This window comes from Legionella erythra (genome assembly GCF_001467615.1).
GTDB lineage: Bacteria > Pseudomonadota > Gammaproteobacteria > Legionellales > Legionellaceae > Legionella_C > Legionella_C erythra.
Map to the genome: position 1 here is coordinate 53517 of NZ_LNYA01000018.1, position 15775 is coordinate 69291.

Here is a 15775-nt window from a genome sequence, read left to right on the forward strand (position 1 = left end):
GGCAAATTGTATGATATTTCCTATGACTTCATCACAGCCTCGTCATTACCTGATTCTTTCGGTGGCGATGATGACCTTTCTGCCCCTGCTCATTAATGTATCGTTTAAAATCATCAGCGTGCAGGGCATGGTGTTTACAGCCAGCAGCGTGCTGTGCCCTTTGGTGGCCTGTTTTTATTTGCTGGTTCTGAAAGGATGTTCTATCACTCAGCAAAGGCAGGTGCTTTATCAATCGCTGCTTGCGCTCTATCTGTTTTCCATTGGCGTTTATTTATTGGTTAACCTGCCTTCTGTCGATTATGTTCGCGACAACATGGCTTATCAGATTGTTTTCGAAGACATCCCCAAGAAATTTTTTGCAGCCACACTGGCTTTTGGCTTAAGTTTTTATATTCCTCATCTTCTCTGCTGTTCCCCCCACAACGCAACCTTTGCGTCACCCCGCAAGCGTCTCCTGTTGGCTTTGTTTGGCGGGTTCAGCTTTTTTAGCCTGGATTTTTTTCTGCTTTTCTCTGATCCACGCGTTCCTAATTTTAACCAGATTTACATTGATTCCCTCATGATTGTCTCCGGTATCATGTTCAGCGCCGGGATTCTGTATCTGGTCGGTTTGTTGTTTGGCAGCCGCCTTAGGTTGCTGCGCCGCGCCGCGGTCCCGGATTACCTGCACTCGCCCGTTTACCATTACCTGCTTGGCTTTTCTGTCGTCATTACCTTAATCTGTTTAGCCTGTGAGTACCGGCTGGTCTCTTTTAACAACGGCTGGACTTTGCCTGCCAGCGGCATCCTGTCGCCGTTTCTGCTGATTGCGAGTAATGTGGTGGGTGAAATTTATGATTACCGGGCTAATTTGCGCTTGATGTTTGTGGTATTACTGAGTGAATTAACCTTTGATATTCTGTTAATGACGACCATCATCCTGCCTTCCCCCGCTTTCTTTGACCTCAATCCTTTTTATCACTTCATTATGCCCCGCCGCATAACTGCCACGACCCTGGCCTTGTTTATCACCTTAACCTGTAATGCGGTGCTGCTTAAGAATTTGAAAGAAAGCGGCTATGGCGGCGGAAATCAAAGCCTGAGGCTATTGGTCGCCAACAGCATTTCCAGTTCGTTGTTGTGTCTGGTCAATTACAGCCTGTTGTTTGCCGGCATCTATCCCTACGAACAGATTTTTAGTCTGGCGCTTACAAGCTGGGTTTATAAATTGGTGATGGTGATATTAGGATTGCCGCTGGTGTTCTGGCTCTACCGCTTTATTATAAAACGCCAGTCGATGGCCCCTTTTGGCAACGGAGCCGGCAAGGCCTGAAGGATACCTTGCCGATTTAAGCGCCAAATGCCCTATTTTCCTGTTTTGACTGGCCGCTTCCAGCCAAAGACGGTCTTTTGTCGATTTTCGGTAAGAGTCAGTTCGCCGGCAGGAACATTTTTGCGAATGGTGCTGCCAGCGCCGATGGTGGCATGGGCGCCTACTGTAACGGGTGCAACCAACTGCGTGTCTGAACCTATAAACACCCCATCCTCGATAACGGTTTGATGTTTGTTGACCCCATCATAATTACAGGTGATGGTCCCGGCACCGACATTGACTTTTTTTCCTAAGGAAACGTCGCCCAGATAGCTTAAGTGACTGGCTTTACTGCCGATGTCAAACACCGCGTTTTTGGTTTCAACAAAATTACCGATTTTACAACCTTCAGCCAGACGGGTACCCGGGCGTAAACGGGCAAAGGGACCAACCTGGCAATGATCGCCTAATTCGGCCCCATCCAGAACGCTATTGGCCAGGATGTCGCAGTGCTCACCCAGAGTGACATTGGTCAACGTGCAGTTAGGGCCTATACTGCTGCCTTTGCCCAGGGTCACGTTCCCTGAAAAAACACAATTGACATCAATGAAGACATCCTTACCGCAGACTAAGTTGCCGCGAATATCAATGCGCGCTGCATCGGCGATGCCAATGCCTTCAAGCATCAGTTTCTCGGCCTGATACTGCTGCCAGATGCGTTCCAGTTGTTGCAATTGCAGGCGATTATTCACACCCTGAATTTCAAACACATGCGGGGTAGACATGGAGTGGATGAGTTGCCCTTCCTGGACTGCGAAGCGGATGATTTCAGTCAGGTAATACTCGCCCTGGGCGTTATCGTTAGTTAATTGCGGTAGCCAACGCAGGAGGTCGCTGACATTGGCGCAGCAGATGCCGCTGTAGATTTCGCGGATTTGACGTTGTTCTGGCGTCGCATCTTTTTCCTCAACAATGGCTTCGATGGCATGGTTGTGGTTACGGACAATACGGCCAAGGCCGGTGGGATCATCCAGCGTGGCCAGTAGCAGGGTGAGTGCCTGGGCGTTAGCAGCACAGGTGACCAAAGCTTTTAAGGTATCGGCCTGAATCAAAGGGACATCGCCTGATAGCACCAGGACCTGCGCCTGTGGATTTAAATGCGGCAGGGCTTTAAGCAAGGCATGCCCGGTTCCCAATTGCTGTTCTTGTATGATCCAGTTCACTGGCAGGTGCGACAGCCTTTCTTTGATGTGTCCGCCGCCATGGCCATAGATAATATGAATAGCTTCAGGGTGCAGTTGACGGGCGGTTTCTACGACCCGTTCGAGCATGGGCTTTCCGGCCAAGGGGTGTAACACCTTGGGTAAATCAGAGTACATTCGTTTACCCATACCGGCTGCTAAAATGACAATCTGTAATGACATGAATAAATTAATCCTTGCGTTATGTCGTGTTTATGTGTTGGCCGTAGCCGAATTAAACAGTCTGCATTTATGTTGCGAATCCTGAAATTACTGATATGATAAAAAAATTGCGACAAAAGGAGTAGTGCAATGACTATTTTTCTTGAAATAGCGAAAGAATACCTCATAAACGAAATCATGAAGATCAGTGATGCGTCGGTGGCTTCGGATAAAAGTGTTGGTAATACCGTGTGTAGCTGGCTTGGTTTGGGCCGTGATGAGACCTTGTCACAATACAAACGGGAACAGGCAGATATATTACGGACGGATATACGTAATCTGGCATCGGATGTCTCGGATGAAAAAAATTACGAGGCTTTAAATACGTTATTAACCGAATGCCGCAGAAAAGCAAAAGAGAAGGCCGATGAAAAAGGCTATTCTGAGGGCTCTTTTGGGCCTGGCATGAGTGATGTCAGTGAGTTGCTCAAACAGTTATATGAACGCTTTAATGCCGCAGGTTTACTCAATATCCCTTACAAAAAAACAGAAGAAGAAAAGCCGCCACTGACCGTGTTTCGTTATTGGGCAGGCGTTTACCTGGCTCATAAGGTAAAAGAAAGCCGCCACAATTCTCAAAGCACATTAAAAACCATTACCCATAACCCCAAAATTACCTCCTTTAATCGTTTGGAAAAAGAAAAACAGGATGCCGTGGTGCGCGCAATCCAGGACTGTAATAAAGATTTACAAACGATTAAAGAGGATCTTGATAATTACAGGGAAGTTTGTGTCAAAAGGGTACTCGAATGTCTGCGAAATTTACTGCGTAAAAATAAAGAGTTGGTCGAGCATCATGGTGCGAATCTCGAAATTCCGGTGACCATTTCATTTTTTGCCTCAGCAACTGTTTCAGGTCCTGTCATAGGCCCCCATTCTGGCGAATTAAAAAAATGTATCCAGCAAGCCATCAAGGAATTGGGTGGTGATAAAGAAGAGAACAAAGAGGACCTCAATGCGGCTCCCACTTACAACACCTAGTTAATGACTAAGCTCGCCAAACAAGTTCATCTCCATGCGTTGCCTGACTTCTTCAGAGGTCAGGTTTTTACTCAGGAGATAGAGTAACTTGCAATGCGCTGCTTCCGGGGTCATGTCATGACCGCTGATTAAGCCCGCTTCTTTCAGGGTGTGGCCGGTGGCGTATTGATTCATTTCGACCCGTCCCTGCTGGCATTGCGTGCAATTGACGATAATGATGCCGCGCGAGCAGGCCTCTTTGAGAATATTTAAAAAGCGGGGGTCATTATTTTGCGCGTTGCCAGCCCCATAGGTCTCTAAAACCAATCCCTGTAAGGGCTGCTGCACCAGGTAATTCAGCACGTCAGCGGCAAAACCCGGAAACAGGCGAAAATTGGCAATAAAATGCGGGTGTATGGGTTGCAGATGGAAGGGTTTTGAAGGCAGCTGCAATAGATTGTCGTGATGCAATTCAATGTTAATCCCGATAGAGGCTAAATGCGGGTAATTGGGGGAGTCGAAGGCATCAAAGCTTTGTGCACTGATTTTTCGCGAACGATTACCGCGCAGCAGGCGTTGGTTGAAGTAAATGCACACTTCATTGATGGGCTGATGCGCACAAAGCCAGAGTGATGTGACCACATTGTCCAGCGCGTCATTGCGCACTTCGGCTAAGGGAATTTGCGATCCGGTAATGATCACGGGTTTGGCTAAGTTTTCCAGCATAAACGATAAAGCGGATGCGGTATAGGCCATGGTATCGGTGCCATGAAAGACGACAAAGCCATCGTAATCATCGTATTCGCGGGCGATATCCTGCGCAATTAAATTCCAATGATTGAGCGTCATGTTGGAAGAATCAAGCAGCGGCTTGTATTCCTTAATGGTATAAGACGGCATTTCCTGATGACGCAAGGCCGGAACCAATGCCAGGGCGGCAGAAACATAGCCTTCCGCCGGTTCGTAACCGTGCTCGGTTTTTACGGAGCTGATGGTGCCTCCGGTATTAATGATAAGTATTCTTTTTTTCATGATGAGGACTGATTCATTCTTTCCTAATTATAGCGTTCATTGCCTTCTGTCTTCCAGAATGACGTGGTGTTTACGCAAAAATAATAATCGCCTTGACAGGCTTCGATGCGTAGTGATGAAATTACCGCCAGGGATGATGTGAAGGAGAGCGTGATGGCAAAAAGTAAACTGGAAGAATTGCACGACAAAATGGACAAGGTATCTTCACCGCTGGACCTGCGGAGAGAGAACTACTTAAACACCCTTAAAAAATTAAGGTTGCAACTCTGTGGCTATTTTTTTAATGACAAAAGCCAGGGTTTATTGGAAAGGGCGGCTAACGGGCAGCAATGGTTTGACTGGGAGAGTATGAAACCCCGTCTGGAAAACTGTCTGCCAGAAGAGCAATTGCTCGCTGAGCGTGCCGATGAATTGCAATCGCAATCGCCTACCCGAATCAGCATTACCGAGGCGCTGGATTACCAGATTGCCGAGAGCAAATTATCCCTCAACCCGGTAAAAATGGGGTATGCATTTCAACCGGAAAAACCCTATACCCCCAAGGCTCAGCTTTTTATGCAGCAATTTGCCGGTGCGTTGAGCATTTATCGGGTGTATCTAGGTATCTATGAAATTTACTGTCGTAATTATCCTTTTTTAAAGGTAGATGCGCACAAAGACTGCCTGGAAAAGGCAAAGGCTATGCAGAAGGAAATGCAGAAGGCCCAATACGATGCCGCTTTGCTTTTTCATGAGGCCAAAGCCAATGCCCGTGACATTAAAATGTTGCTGGCAGCTATTCGAGAGGGGCAAGACGACTTTGATCATGCCATGAAACTGCAGGCCGCTCACATGGCCAATCAATTTGAATCGGCTGCGCGGGCCATTGAGGATTGTTATAAACAACATCCCAACAATTCTCTGTTGTTCTTTGCGATGGATTCCGAATGGCAGCGTTTACTCAAAGGCATAGCAGCTGACTTATTCGATAATCAATACACCTATTCGTCATTAGCCGGGACACTGACCATTCTGCCGAAATTCATGGAGACGGTCATTGCCGAAATTACCCATTTTTATATGGCGGTTTGTGAAAATCAGATTCCTTATCGGGCGGAAATATTGCGGAATGCCTTGAGCCTAACGTCAGAGGTGATGACCAAACTGAGAGTAGACGCAGCCATACAGGATGTTTCTCTCGAGCTTGAGACGATCACCCCGACGCCTGCAGTCCAACCGTTAAACTTCCCCTCCTTGTATGCTCTGTATGGTGGTGGTCTGTACCGTAATTCAACAGGAATAGATGTTCCAGAGGGGACCTCGCATGCGTGGGATTCGGCCCCTTATCCGTCGAGTCAACAATAAAGCGCAGATTTATTTGCCAAGGTCTTGCAGTTTATGGAAAAATTGTGGCATTAGTGATTTAGTCTAAGCAGTGATGAGATGGTGATTGATCGTGCCGGGTATCGGCTGAATGTTGGGATCATCCTGGTTAATGACTCTGGGCGGGTTTTTTGGGGGCGGCGGCACGGTCACGATGCCTGGCAATTTCCGCAGGGCGGCCTGGCGCAGGGGGAAACGGCGCTGGATGCCATGTTCCGTGAATTGCGTGAAGAAGTAGGGCTTGATAAGGAAGACATTGAAGTCTTGGGCTCCACCCGCCGCTGGCTTAAGTACCGGCTCCCCAAACAATATTTGCGTCATGGCAGCGCACCCTTGGTCATTGGTCAAAAACAAAAATGGTACCTGTTACGGTTAGTTGCCAGTGAGCAAAAAGTCCGTCTGGATTTAAGCGATTCACCCGAGTTTGACAGCTGGCGCTGGATTGATTACAACGAGCCGCCGGCACAGGTTATTTTTTTTAAACGGCAAGTGTATGCTCAGGCCATGAAAGAGCTTGAGTATTTGTTAAAAAAACGCCGTAACCCGTTCAGCCACCGCCGCAAGCGAGGTAATCATAATCGATAAATGTTAAAAATTCTCAAGCGCATCGTACAGGACGTCACGACAGCCAACCATTTGACGGAGGCTTTGGATATATTGGTACAACGGGTTCGAAAGGCTGTTGATACTGATGCGGTCTCTGTTTATCTGATTGACAGCAAGCATACCGAATATGTCTTGATTGCGACTGACGGATTAAACAAGCAGGCCCAATTTCGGGTACGGGTGGGTTTAGACAGCGGGATCATCGGTTTGGTTGGCCGCCGTGAGGAGCCCATCAATGTCGAGGATGCGCCTAATCACCCTGATTTTCATCACGACCCCTTGCTGGAAGAAGAACAATTTAAAGCGTTCCTTGGCGTTCCCATTATTCAGCATCGTAAATTATACGGCGTGATCACGGTTCAGCAGTCCGAACGACGTTGTTTCGACGACGCCGAAGAAGCGTTTTTAATTACACTCGCAGCACAGCTTGGCGGCATCATTGCTCATGCCGAGGCAACCGGGGAGCTTGCAGAACTCACCCAACCCAAACCGATAGGCGCGCAGAAAGCCGATGTTGTGCAGACCTCGCTAAGCGGGATAGGCAGTGTCCCGGGCATCGGCATCGGCAGTGCCGTGGTTGTTTATCCACCGGCCGACATTGACGCTGTGCCGCGTATTCCGGTTGAGGGAGAGGACGTTGATGACGAAGTAACGGCCTTTTTTGATGCCCTGCAGATTGCGCGCGAAGACATGCAGCGTTTAAGCCGGCGCATGAAAAGCAATGTGGCGGAAGAAGAACACGCGTTATTTGATGTATATGTTCGCATACTCGATGATGAAAGCCTGGGTGCTGAAGTAGAGGACGTGATTCGCCAGGAAAAATTAAGTGCTCAGGCGGCTTTGTCTGTGGTGATTAAGAAACACGTGCAACAATTTGAAAGCATGGAGGACGAGTACCTGCGCGAGCGAGCCAGCGATTTTCGTGATCTTGGCCGGCGGGTGTTGGCTGAACTGCAGCGTTGCCAACGTGAAGAAATTACCTATCCCCGCCGTACGGTGCTCATCGGTGAAGAAATTCCCGCTTCCGCCTTAGCCGAAGTGCCGAAAGGCCAGTTAGTGGGGGTGGTGTCGGCGCGGGGTGCGAATAATTCCCATGTTGCCATTTTAGCACGGGCATTGGATGTACCGACGGTGATGGGTGTCAGGGGCTTAAAAGTCGAGCAGTTAAGCGGCCGTGCCGTGATTGTCGACGGCTTCCTTGGGCATATTTATCTGTCACCATCCAAATCAGTCCTGGCTGAGTTTAAAAAGCTGGCTAAAGAAGAAGAGGCTTTGAATCAGAGTCTGGTCAGCCTGCGCGACAAGCCGGCTGAAACCCTGGATAATTATCGTATTTCCTTGCAAGTCAATACCGGTTTGGCCATGGATGCGGGTCTATCCATGAGCGTGGGTGCGGAAGGAGTCGGTCTTTACCGGTCTGAAATTCCGTTTATGAGCCGCGACCGTTTTCCTTCCGAAGACGAGCAATACATTATTTATCGCCAAATTCTTAAAGCCTTCGCTCCACGTTGTGTCACCATGCGTACCCTTGATATCGGCGGTGATAAAACCCTGCCTTATTTTCCGGTGGAAGAGGATAACCCGTATCTGGGCTGGCGGGGCATTCGCATCACCCTGGATCATCCTGATGTGTTTTTGATGCAAATCCGCGCCATGATGCGCGCCAGCGAAGAGTTAAACAACCTTAAAATCATGTTGCCCATGGTGACGACCCTGGGTGAGGTGGAAGAAGCCACCTTACTGGTCGAGCAGGCTTACCGTGAATTGCTGGAAGAGGGGTGCAACATTGAAAAACCGCGCCTGGGCGTGATGGTGGAGGTGCCGGCTGCCGTTTATCTGGCAAGGGAGTTGGCTAAGCGGGTCGATTTTCTTTCTGTCGGCAGCAATGACTTAACACAGTACTTGTTGGCCGTCGATCGCAACAATGCTAGAGTGGCCGGCCTTTATGATTCGTTCCATCCGGCCATGCTGCAGACACTGATGAAAGTGGTGGAGGGGGGGCATGCCGCCGGGGTTGAGGTCAGCATTTGCGGCGAGATGGCAAGCGATCCCCTGGCGGTTATTTTATTGATGGCGATGGGTTTTGATATTTTAAGCATGAATTCGGTCAGTTTGCCCCGCGTGAAATGGGTGATTCGCAATTTCTCATTAGCCAACGCACGTAAAATCCTGGCTGAGGTGCTTGAGTTTGAGCATCCAGAGGCTATCCGCCTGCATCTGCAACGCGCGCTGGAAGCGGAAGGCTTGGGCGGCTTGATTCGTGCCGGACGGTCCTAGATGCAGGATTTTTGGTTAATCGTGCTTATTTATGTGGCCGCTGGTGTGTTTGCCGGTTTAATGTCTGGCATTTTAGGCATCGGTGGCGGGCTTGTTGTGGTGCCGGCGCTGCTTTACATCTTTCAGCATGATGCGCTGATTCCGCTGAAATTAAGCATGCATTTTGCTGCCGGCACGTCCCTGGCGGTGATGATTTTTACTTCACAAGCCTCTATCTATTCTCACCTTAAACTGGGTGATATTTTATGGCGGATTTATCATCGTTTATGGCCAGGGATTTTTGTTGGTGTGTTGGTTGGTTCTGTATCGGCCTATTTTATTCCAACACGGGTGCTTGAGATTATTTTTGGTCTTTTTTTATTGGTGGTTGGTTTTAAAATGCTCTGGGGTGAGGATGTGACGACGCCTCGTCAGTTTCCTGCCGGGTGGATAAATGCCCTGGTGACGTTTATCATCGGCTTCAAATCGGGGCTATTAGGTGTCGGCGGCGGTGTGCTGGTTATCCCCTACCTCACTTATTGCGGTATAGAGGCAAGAAAAATTGCAGCGGTATCCTCCCTGTGTACGTTGACCGTGGCTGTTTTGGGAACCCTCATTTTTATGCTAACCGGCCGTTGGGAGTCGGGACTTCCGGCTTATGCCACAGGCTTTATCTATTGGCCGGCGGTGATTGCTGTTGCTATCCCCAGCGTCCTGTTCGCACCCCTGGGGGCTAAGTTGAATTATATTTTGCCGGTCAAACAATTGCGATACGGCTTTGTGGTCATTTTATTTTTTACAGCATGGCATCTGCTGTTCTGATAATCAATAACGGAGGTCATTATGTTGACATTTCCCGCCATCAATCCGGTTGCTTTTTCTATTGGCCCTGTGCAGGTTCATTGGTATGGACTGATGTATCTTTTGGGCTTTGTCATGGCCTGGTTACTGGCGCACTGGCGGGCCAGACATTATCAACTGGATTGGAGCAGTGAACAAATCAGCGACTTGATTTTTTATGCGGCCATTGGGGTTATTTTAGGCGGTCGTTTAGGCTACATGTTATTTTATGGCACTCAGCAACTCCTGGCAAACCCCTTATCCCTGTTTAAATTATGGGAAGGCGGCATGTCATTTCATGGCGGATTGCTGGGGGTTATGCTGGCCTTGGCTTTGTTTGCCCGTAAAACCAAAAAAACCTTTCTTGAGGTGGGGGATTTTATTGCCCCCCTGGTGCCTTTGGGCTTGGCCGCTGGCCGGGCAGGCAATTTTATCAATGGCGAGCTGTGGGGGCGAACGGCCGATGTTCCCTGGGCCATGGTATTTCCTCATTCCGATGGCTTGCCGCGGCATCCATCGCAACTATATGAACTGGGTCTTGAAGGGATAGGTCTATTTATTCTGCTCTGGTGGTATGCTTCAACGCCGCGTCCGGCAGGGCGGGTATCGGCTTTGTTTTTAATCGGGTATGCTATTAGCCGGATGTTTGTCGAATTTTTCCGGGTGCCTGACGTCCAATTGGGCTATCTGGCATTGGGTTGGTTAACCATGGGGCAGCTTTTATCAATCCCCATGCTCATTTTAGGAATCTGGTTGTGGTGGCGGGCTGAATCATGAAAACATATCTTGAATTATTACAACATGTACTGGATTACGGGGTGAAGAAAGCGGATCGAACAGGCACTGGTACGCTGTCGGTGTTTGGTTATCAGATGCGTTTTAATTTAAAAGAAGGCTTTCCCTTAGTCACAACAAAAAAATTGCACACCCGAAGCATTATTCATGAATTGCTGTGGTTTTTAAAGGGAGATACCAACATTGCCTACCTCCATGAAAACGGCGTGACCATCTGGGATGAGTGGGCAGACAGTGAAGGAAATCTCGGGCCTGTGTACGGACAGCAGTGGCGGTCCTGGCCGACAGCGGATGGCCGTACGATTGATCAATTGAGCGATGTGCTTCAGCAGATTAAAAATAACCCTGATTCAAGACGACTGATTGTCAGTGCCTGGAATGTTGGTGAACTGGATAAAATGGCGTTAATGCCCTGCCATGCGCTTTTTCAATTTTATGTCGCCAATGGCCAGTTATCCTGCCAATTGTATCAACGCTCCGCCGATATCTTCCTTGGCGTACCGTTTAATATCGCCTCCTATGCCCTGCTGACTCACATGGTCGCACAACAGTGCAAGCTTGATGTCGGCGAATTTATTTGGACTGGTGGAGACTGTCATCTGTACTTAAACCACCTGGAGCAGGCGCACACCCAATTGGCACGCGAACCGCTGGCTTTACCGCAACTGCGCATGGCTCGCTGCCCTGACAGCCTGTTTGACTACCGATTCGACGATTTTATTATCGAAAATTATCAATGCCACGCAGCCATTAAAGCGCCCGTTGCCGTTTAATTGGCTACCTGCACGCATTCCATGCTATCAGCCTGAAAGACTTACCGCGGCAAGCCGCGGTATCCTGCTTTCAATAGGGGTTTAGCGAAAGCGTGGTTAAATCGACGGGTAAGGGTTCACGGGCTGAGCCGGTGTATCGACTTGACGGTACAACACACCGGTGGTTATAAAAAGTTGCGCCAGGTAGTAGGTAAGCATCACGGCCAAAGGCATCCAGCGTGAGGGAATCACAAACAGGCCAAGCCCCAGCAGGCTGTCTGATACCAGGAAAAGACAGGCGCCAGAAATAATCATGGCAGCCTGTTGTTTCACCTGAAACGCGGAAAAAACCATGGTGAGCAGGGCAATGAGGTAAACTAAAATGGGGATGGCCAGCTGCCCAAACGCGGTATGGAAATAACTGTAGCCGGCGACGGCTAAGCTTAAGGGAATTAAAAAAATCAGCAGACGATTGCGGTTAAAATGAAAATCGCGCAAAAAAAGATTAATGTACACGCAATGGGCCAATAGAAAACAAACCATGCCGATCATGAAGGCCAACTGGCTCGAATGCGTTAATACGACATCGCCGGCCAGAGAAAAACCCAAGGCCAGGCCGAGCAGGCCTTTTATTATGGATGCCTGCGGCATGATCTTCACCAGAATCAACAGGCAAATAATGGGCAAAGGCTTTAAAATGGTGGTCAGCGGGTAAGCAATAAAAGGCAGCAGTAAAAGATAAAGAAAGGAAAAGAATAAAAAGAGGTTTAAAATCCGTTTGGGCAGCTCGTGGGGCATTATAACCATCCAGTTTGGTATGATGGTCTTCATTTTAACGATTTCGTGGCCATGAAGATATCCCCTTCCTTCCATGAATAATGCTTAATATTTTGTCAATTGCGTCAAATTATGATTTAATATTGCCCGTGTTGTTTTACTATGGATCGTTATATGAAAAAAACAATCGTTCTGATCATCATGAGCCTTGTGTTTACTTCAGTCTATGCCAGCAAGCTCAGCCATTATTTTAAAAAAATGGAAGAGGAAGATCGCGCCAATCAACAGCGTGAATTACAACAAGACATGAATTTTGCTGATTTTGCTTTCCGTCTTGATAAACGCTACACCGATGAAAACGGTGAGCGCTGCCGCGATTATGTGTTCCGTTCCCGCAGCAACCCTTATCGTCACGGTTATTTTACCGTCTGTGACGAGCGATAATCCGAAACCCGGGTTGGGGTGTCATGCTGAAACCACAACCCGGAAAATCACCCCTCTTGTTTTAATTTCCGGGTAATTTACCGCTACTGGTGATAAGAAGTGGCGTCCCTGGATTGACTTCCATTGCCTGCTTAACCAGTACACCCCCATTGAGGGGCGTTCCAGCCCAATCGGCAATTAAAGTGGGGAAATCGGGTTTACCATCCTCTACCCACCAGGCCCAGGCGGTATAGTGAATCTGGTGATCACCAATGTATTTCAGAATGGCTGTGTAGGATTGTTTATAAGTATCCGGGATGGTATCTTTTGAGGTGGCCGGGAAGTGAGCCCGGATGTTATCGCCAAATTCAGTAAAAATGACGGGGTATTTGTTGATGACACCCTGTAAGCTTGCGCTGATTTGCTCATAGGACCGCTGATAAGGATGGGCGCCATAAACAATGTTTTCTCCCTTAATCGCATAATGGTAATTGTCGCTGGCATTCACAAAATCCAAATTAAACCCCCATTCCGTGCCATTCACAATGCAGATATTGTTTGCGCCGGTAGCCCGGATAGCGTCTACCAGTTCCTGATAGCCAACGTAGGTGGCGTTGCCTTTAAGCCACACGTCCTTATCAATGACGGGTTCATTAAATAATTCGAACATGACGGTGCCGTAATCTTTGTATTGACGGGCGACGTCTTGCCAGAATTGCACAGACGATCGTTTAAAAGCCATGTTGTCCTGGCCGTCTTTATCCAGCCAATGCAAATCGATAATTACCGCCATGCCGTTTTGGGTGGCGTGGTAAATGAGCGCATCAACGATTTGTTTGTAGGAGCCTTTGACATCCACCGATTCCGATTCAAGCCAGCTTTTTTGCTTAAGCGATAGTCGAATGGTGTTGGCTCCCCATTTTTTCATGTTCAAAAGGTCGTCTTCACTGAGAAACTGACCTTGCTTGTTCCATTCCAGCGATGGTCTGGCCATGCCTCTGATCATGATGACGTTGCCCTCATTATCGACAATTTGATTGCCTTTCACCGTTAAGATGTAAGGTTTGCCCGTATTCAGGGCATACACAGCCGGTGTGGCTCGCGGGGTATTGGCAAAGGGGCCTGCATCCGCTGGTTTATCCGGCGTGACAATTTTGCCCTTGTCTGATACGCGAATTATCCACTGATTGGGGTTGTGAGGTTCCTGTTTAACATCAAGACCATCAATGTAGTAACCGGTTTTCGCCTCATTGCTGTATTGTTCAAAACGGACGTTCGAACCATTGTTCAAGAGGGTCAGTGTGCCGTAATAGTTATTATTTTCATCATAGATATTCCAAACGCTCCATTGTTTATCTGCTTGTGGATGCGTGGGAATCCCGGCGCCTGCATCCGTTTGGCAGTTGCCATAACCGGCACGGTAGTGTCCCCAGGAATTTCCACCGTTGGCCTGCAATTGAAGGGTTAAATTGGGTTGCGAGCCTGTACCTAAATAATTACACAAGGATTGTTGAGCGGCGTAAGCAGTGGAACTTAACCAAAGTGTGAGTGCACTGACGAGTCGAAGGGTAATCTGCATGAGGTTTGGCATGGTTTGCATGATTGATGATGGTCCTTTTGATCAAATAATAATCTGTTTTCGAATAAGGTATAGCCAATCGACCCTGTTTGTTCATTGGTCTTGCTTGAGCTAAAAGGCTCATATTGTATCATTTTAATACTGTATTATCCAATTTTGTGGCGGGTTTTCTCTTAATAGCGTAAGAGTTACGCTTGCGTTGACCCAGTAAATTTGTTATTTTGGATGATGTTTGTATAAAAAACAGACATTGCTTGTTTGAGCAAGAACTGGCTAGATAGCCCGTATTTTTAGTAATTAACGAAGGATGTTATATGTCTTCTCATGATGTAGGGGTGGTAACAGCGGAGACTTCACTCAAAGTTTCTGAGTGGCAGAAGCAGGATACAATCTGGATGCTTGGCTTGTATGGAACAGCCATCGGCGCAGGCGTTCTTTTCCTGCCTATTGATGCCGGAATGAATGGTATTTGGCCGTTATTGATCATGGCCGTGCTGGCATTCCCAATGACGTATTTTTCCCACCGCGCCCTTTGCCGGTTTGTGTTATCCGGCTCAAAACCCAAAGCCGATATCACCGCGGTTGTCGATGAACATTTTGGGCCGCTGGCAGGCAAAATCTTAACGTTTCTCTATTTCTTTGCCATTTACCCTCTTTTGTTAATGTACAGTGTCGCTATCACCAACACAACGCAAAGTTTTTTAATTAATCAGTTGGGCATTACACCGCCGTCACGGGCTGTATTATCCATTGCGCTCATTCTGGCGTTAATGGCCATTATCCGGGTAGGTCAGCAATTTGTGGTTAAGGCCATGAGTGTTCTGGTTTATCCGTTTATCACCATGCTGATGCTGTTGGCGCTTTACTTAATCCCACACTGGAATGGAGCCATTTTACATCAGTCTGCCGCGATTGGGTCTAACGGGCATGGTTTACTGATGTGCCTGTGGCTGATTATTCCGGTCATGGTGTTTTCATTTAATCATTCGCCGATTATTTCTTCATTCGCGGTCCACCAGAAACAACAGTATGGCCATAATGCGGATCGCCGCAGTAACCAAATCCTGCGTTACAGCCACCTGATGATGGTGGTGACTGTGCTGTTTTTTGTATTCAGTTGCGTGTTCAGTTTATCGCCACAGGACTTGGCCGAAGCCAAGCGGCAGAATATTACCATCCTGTCTTATCTGGCGAATCATTTTAACAACCCGCTGATTGCCTATGCGGCGCCGTGTATTGCGTTTATTGCCATTTCCAAATCATTCCTGGGGCATTACCTGGGAGCCAGTGAAGGGATGCATGGCTTATTGATCAAATCCATGGGCAAGCGTAACGCGGCTGATGGCAAACGCTATCAATTATACCTGGCTATTGATATTTTCATCATTATCACTTGTTGGATCGTGGCGACCATTAATCCCAGTATTCTGCGGATGATTGAAACCCTGGGCGGCCCGGTGATTGCGATGATCCTGTTCTTATTGCCCATGTATGCGCTGTTAAAGGTTCCGGCAATGAAACCTTATCGTCACAGGATTACTGATGGATTTATCACCGTGATTGGTTTGATTGCTATTTCCGCCATTATTTATGGGTTGGTGACCTGGTAAACACCATGCTCTTTCATAAAAAAGGCGGT

The 15775-nt window shown here is 48.0% G+C and carries 14 protein-coding genes; 10 read left to right on the forward strand and 4 right to left on the reverse strand.

Going from position 1 to position 15775, the window contains the following annotated elements:
- Window positions 1–22 precede the first annotated feature (22 nt).
- Window positions 23–1312, forward strand: coding sequence for a VUT family protein (locus Lery_RS03905; protein ID WP_058525948.1), 1290 nt, complete (start codon window positions 23–25; stop codon window positions 1310–1312).
- Window positions 1313–1344: 32 nt separating this feature from the next.
- On the opposite strand, the gene glmU is transcribed toward Lery_RS03905, so the two are convergent.
- Window positions 1345–2715, reverse strand: coding sequence for a bifunctional UDP-N-acetylglucosamine diphosphorylase/glucosamine-1-phosphate N-acetyltransferase GlmU (gene glmU / locus Lery_RS03910; protein ID WP_058525949.1), 1371 nt, complete (start codon window positions 2713–2715; stop codon window positions 1345–1347).
- A gap of 129 nt (window positions 2716–2844) precedes the next feature.
- Between glmU and Lery_RS03915 the strand changes: the two genes are divergently transcribed.
- The gene (locus Lery_RS03915; protein WP_058525950.1) at window positions 2845–3735 is read left to right on the forward strand and encodes a hypothetical protein; all 891 of its coding nucleotides are present in this window, start codon (window positions 2845–2847) and stop codon (window positions 3733–3735) included.
- On the opposite strand, the gene ansA is transcribed toward Lery_RS03915, so the two are convergent.
- On the reverse strand, window positions 3736–4746 hold the full coding sequence (gene ansA / locus Lery_RS03920) for an asparaginase (protein ID WP_058525951.1): 1011 nt from the start codon (window positions 4744–4746) through the stop codon (window positions 3736–3738). It abuts the gene before it with no gap.
- 153 nt (window positions 4747–4899) lie between these two features.
- Here ansA and Lery_RS03925 point away from each other — a divergent pair, with 153 nt between their 5' ends.
- The 6 genes from Lery_RS03925 (at window position 4900) to thyA (ending at window position 11378) form a co-directional block, all read left to right on the forward strand.
- A complete protein-coding gene (locus Lery_RS03925) occupies window positions 4900–6090 on the forward strand; it encodes a hypothetical protein (protein ID WP_058525952.1) in 1191 nt (396 codons plus the stop codon).
- A 78-nt stretch (window positions 6091–6168) separates the two neighbouring features.
- On the forward strand, window positions 6169–6693 hold the full coding sequence (locus Lery_RS03930; protein WP_058525953.1) for an RNA pyrophosphohydrolase: 525 nt from the start codon (window positions 6169–6171) through the stop codon (window positions 6691–6693).
- Window positions 6694–8991 (forward strand): phosphoenolpyruvate--protein phosphotransferase, encoded by a 2298-nt coding sequence (gene ptsP / locus Lery_RS03935; RefSeq protein ID WP_058525954.1) that lies wholly within the window; start codon window positions 6694–6696, stop codon window positions 8989–8991.
- Entirely contained in the window at window positions 8992–9792 is an 801-nt protein-coding gene (locus Lery_RS03940; protein ID WP_058525955.1) for a sulfite exporter TauE/SafE family protein, read from the forward strand.
- A gap of 21 nt (window positions 9793–9813) precedes the next feature.
- Window positions 9814–10587 carry a prolipoprotein diacylglyceryl transferase gene (gene lgt / locus Lery_RS03945; RefSeq protein ID WP_058525956.1) on the forward strand — a complete coding sequence of 258 codons (774 nt, stop codon included), beginning with the start codon at window positions 9814–9816 and terminating at the stop codon, window positions 10585–10587.
- Complete coding sequence (gene thyA, locus Lery_RS03950; protein ID WP_058525957.1) at window positions 10584–11378, forward strand: thymidylate synthase; 795 nt, start codon at window positions 10584–10586, stop codon at window positions 11376–11378. The genes lgt and thyA overlap by 4 nt, the downstream gene beginning before the upstream one ends.
- Window positions 11379–11474: 96 nt before the next feature.
- Here thyA and Lery_RS03955 read toward each other — a convergent pair whose 3' ends face one another.
- A complete protein-coding gene (locus Lery_RS03955; protein WP_058525958.1) occupies window positions 11475–12155 on the reverse strand; it encodes a lysoplasmalogenase in 681 nt (226 codons plus the stop codon).
- A gap of 153 nt (window positions 12156–12308) precedes the next feature.
- Here Lery_RS03955 and Lery_RS03960 point away from each other — a divergent pair, with 153 nt between their 5' ends.
- Window positions 12309–12578, forward strand: coding sequence for a hypothetical protein (locus Lery_RS03960; protein ID WP_058525959.1), 270 nt, complete (start codon window positions 12309–12311; stop codon window positions 12576–12578).
- Window positions 12579–12639: 61 nt separating this feature from the next.
- Here Lery_RS03960 and Lery_RS03965 read toward each other — a convergent pair whose 3' ends face one another.
- Complete coding sequence (locus Lery_RS03965; RefSeq protein ID WP_058525960.1) at window positions 12640–14157, reverse strand: glycoside hydrolase family 5 protein; 1518 nt, start codon at window positions 14155–14157, stop codon at window positions 12640–12642.
- A 293-nt stretch (window positions 14158–14450) separates the two neighbouring features.
- Here Lery_RS03965 and Lery_RS03970 point away from each other — a divergent pair, with 293 nt between their 5' ends.
- On the forward strand, window positions 14451–15746 hold the full coding sequence (locus Lery_RS03970) for a serine/threonine transporter (RefSeq protein ID WP_058525961.1): 1296 nt from the start codon (window positions 14451–14453) through the stop codon (window positions 15744–15746).
- Window positions 15747–15775: the final 29 nt, after the last annotated feature.

Coding starts and splice junctions, on each gene's coding strand:
- ptsP (WP_058525954.1), top strand. CDS start 6,694: ATGTTAAAAATTCTCAAGCGCATCGTACAGGACGTCACGACAGCCAAC.
- Lery_RS03960 (WP_058525959.1), top strand. CDS start 12,309: ATGAAAAAAACAATCGTTCTGATCATCATGAGCCTTGTGTTTACTTCA.
- Lery_RS03940 (WP_058525955.1), top strand. CDS start 8,992: ATGCAGGATTTTTGGTTAATCGTGCTTATTTATGTGGCCGCTGGTGTG.
- Lery_RS03955 (WP_058525958.1), bottom strand. CDS start 12,155: ATGCCCCACGAGCTGCCCAAACGGATTTTAAACCTCTTTTTATTCTTT.
- thyA (WP_058525957.1), top strand. CDS start 10,584: ATGAAAACATATCTTGAATTATTACAACATGTACTGGATTACGGGGTG.
- Lery_RS03915 (WP_058525950.1), top strand. CDS start 2,845: ATGACTATTTTTCTTGAAATAGCGAAAGAATACCTCATAAACGAAATC.
- Lery_RS03970 (WP_058525961.1), top strand. CDS start 14,451: ATGTCTTCTCATGATGTAGGGGTGGTAACAGCGGAGACTTCACTCAAA.
- Lery_RS03905 (WP_058525948.1), top strand. CDS start 23: ATGACTTCATCACAGCCTCGTCATTACCTGATTCTTTCGGTGGCGATG.
- glmU (WP_058525949.1), bottom strand. CDS start 2,715: ATGTCATTACAGATTGTCATTTTAGCAGCCGGTATGGGTAAACGAATG.
- ansA (WP_058525951.1), bottom strand. CDS start 4,746: ATGAAAAAAAGAATACTTATCATTAATACCGGAGGCACCATCAGCTCC.
- Lery_RS03965 (WP_058525960.1), bottom strand. CDS start 14,157: ATGCAAACCATGCCAAACCTCATGCAGATTACCCTTCGACTCGTCAGT.
- Lery_RS03925 (WP_058525952.1), top strand. CDS start 4,900: ATGGCAAAAAGTAAACTGGAAGAATTGCACGACAAAATGGACAAGGTA.
- lgt (WP_058525956.1), top strand. CDS start 9,814: ATGTTGACATTTCCCGCCATCAATCCGGTTGCTTTTTCTATTGGCCCT.
- Lery_RS03930 (WP_058525953.1), top strand. CDS start 6,169: ATGGTGATTGATCGTGCCGGGTATCGGCTGAATGTTGGGATCATCCTG.